At 58.9% G+C, this 2,480-nt stretch carries 3 protein-coding genes; 2 read left to right on the top strand and 1 reads right to left on the bottom strand.

The window, feature by feature from the left end:
• Positions 1-109 precede the first annotated feature (109 nt).
• Positions 110-1,366, top strand: a complete 1,257-nt coding sequence (locus tag CCD76_RS19155; protein ID WP_087721083.1) for an ISL3 family transposase — start codon at positions 110-112, stop codon at positions 1,364-1,366.
• Between the two features lie 23 nt (positions 1,367-1,389).
• On the opposite strand, the gene CCD76_RS20705 is transcribed toward CCD76_RS19155, so the two are convergent.
• A complete protein-coding gene (locus CCD76_RS20705) occupies positions 1,390-1,584 on the bottom strand; it encodes a BrnT family toxin (RefSeq protein WP_087721082.1) in 195 nt (64 codons plus the stop codon).
• A 463-nt stretch (positions 1,585-2,047) separates the two neighbouring features.
• Between CCD76_RS20705 and CCD76_RS19145 the strand changes: the two genes are divergently transcribed.
• Entirely contained in the window at positions 2,048-2,284 is a 237-nt protein-coding gene (locus CCD76_RS19145; RefSeq protein ID WP_087721081.1) for a hypothetical protein, read from the top strand.
• Positions 2,285-2,480: the final 196 nt, after the last annotated feature.

The following is a 2,480-nucleotide window of genomic DNA, read 5'->3' as shown; positions in this document are numbered from 1 at the left end:
TCGTGATCAATCAACAGGATACGCCACCCTTGGCTCTTCGTCGTTGGGTGTGGAATTCGCACCCTGAGCTGGGCCAGGATATGACCTCTACGATGACAGGAGGCATGGCATGGACGGCACCCAGATTCTGACCCTCGGCCTGGGCCTGGAAGCGCCCTGGATCCTCAAGGACCAGCACCTGGATACCGCCGTGTCGCCCCACCGGTTGGACCTCTACGTCGAGGCCGAGCGAGGCAGCCTCTACCCCTGTCCTGAGTGCGGCAAGGCCTGCCCGGCTCACGACTTTGCCGACAAGACTTGGCGACACCTGAACTTCTTCCAACATCACTGCTACTTGCACGCCCGCGTGCCTCGCACCAAGTGCCCTGAGCATGGCGTCAAGCGCATCGAGGTGCCCTGGGCCCGGCCAGGCAGCGACTTCACCCTGCTGTTCGAGCAAGCCGCCATGTCGTTGGTCAAGGAGATGCCGGTACTGGCCGTCTCCCGGCAGCTGGAGATCTCCGACAAGCGGCTGTGGCGCATCGTGCACCACTACGTCGGCCGGATGCTGGGGGAACTGGATCTGAGCAACGTGGCCACCGTCGGCGTCGACGAGACCGCCTCTCGGCGCGGCCAGCGTTACGTGACGGTGTTCCTCGACATGCAGCGCAAGCAGGAGCCGGTGATCTTCGCCGTCCCCGGCCACGGCAAGGACACCATCAAGGCCTTCAGTGCCTTCCTGGCGGCTCATGGCGGCGATCCGGACAACGTGGTCGAGGTCGTCTGCGACATGTCACAAGCCTTCCTCAGCGGCGTGGCCGAGCATCTTCCCAAGGCCGACGTCACGGTCGACTGGTTCCATATCGTGCAGACCTTCACCAAGCGGCTGGACGAGGTGCGCAAGAAGGAGCGCCGGGAGCAGGGACACCCCAAGTCGCTGCGCTGGGCCCTGCTGAAGAGTCTGGACAACGAGAACCTGACGCCCAAGCAGCTGGTGGCGCTCCAGGAGCTGGTGGCCGACCAGAGCGCCACGTCCGACGCCTGGGTGATCAAGGAGAAGCTGCGCTGGATCCAGAAGGCCCCGACACCGCGGGCGGCTCGGTGGCGTATCACGAACTACCTCAAGGTCATGAAGGCGGCGGTCTCGGAGAAGCCTTTCCTGAAGCCGATGGGGAAGGCCCTGGCGACGCTGGAGCGGCATGCCGACGCGGTGGTCAGGCGGTGGATCTCGGGACTGACCAACGCACGACTGGAAGGCATGAACGGCCTGTTCCAGGCGGCTCGGTCACGCGCCCGCGGTTACCGGAACGAGGCCAACTTCATCGCCATGATCTACCTGATTGGCAGCCCGGTGGGCCGCCTGTTCGATCAGGCCAAATCCACGTGAAGCGACGAAGAACCCCACCCTTCCTACCTCCTCCCATCCACCAGACTTGAGCTTAACTCGAGTATGAACCGGTCCTCCTCTTCAGAATGGTCGGGGTCTGCTATCAGCCGGCCGAACTCGTCGGTGAAGGCAGTCTTGGCCTCGTGGAACGAGACGTCATGCTTTTTGCGGTTGGCGGCATCCTTGCGGGGATCCCAGTCAAAGGTAAGATGGCTCATGCACTACATTGTAGTTATAGCGTATGGATCGTCAATGACGGCATTCCCCGGAAGAGGCCGTAGCACGGAACCAAGCCCCCCCTCCATAACTGCACAGGCGACAGTACCGCTCAGCAAGGGGACACCGATCAGGCAATAATCATGGCTAAAGAACGCCGCCATGCAACCGATAACATATTGACATTACTCTATTTTCCCGGAGCCAGTTCTCGTCATGGCGGTCATCCATACCAACCTGCTGTCTCTTAAGGCCCAACAGAACCAGGGGCGAGCCTCGAACGGTCTATCCACCTCGCTCTGCCAAAATGGGGAGTCAAGTCGAGACAATACCAGGTTCACCACCAGGGCTTTTGCCTCCTGCTCTCGACTGCCGATCAGACACCAAAACGCTTCTTTAATCGGCCCAATGGCTGGCGCTTGTGTGTGTTCTCATATGTCAAACTCACCGTTCCAGGTAGTTTCAATGACAGTGGAAGACTACGAATTCGTGTTGGCAGAGCTGCAGCGGCTCATCGACGACGCCAAGTCGCTGATGACGAAATTCGAAACTGTGGAATTCGACCAGCAGCTGCCGGGTGAATACCACGCGCTACATGAGCTCTATACCCGGGCGGTGAAAGCTCAAAAGCGTTATACCTATGAGGCATTGGATCTCATCGAATCCGATACATCGGCATTGGAAAACTTTAATTTTAATTAAATCATATCAATTCCAATCAACAGGACTCACCTGCCGATTCGTCACCCTATCCTCTTTTATAGGTATTGGCTCCCTCCTTTACTTTAGAATTCCTGTTCACTGTCGATAACTCCAGAAATCAGCCTTCGTCCGTCTGTGCGCCGGCGCGCGAGGGGTGATGACAACCTGCATCGGCACGCTCGAAGGTATCAATAGT

Origin of the sequence: Salinicola salarius (assembly GCF_002179555.1) — a bacterium.
GTDB classification, from domain to species: Bacteria; Pseudomonadota; Gammaproteobacteria; order Pseudomonadales; family Halomonadaceae; genus Salinicola; species Salinicola salarius_A.
Note: the sequence above shows the minus strand (reverse complement) of the source record. Positions and strands in the feature narration are given on the sequence as shown.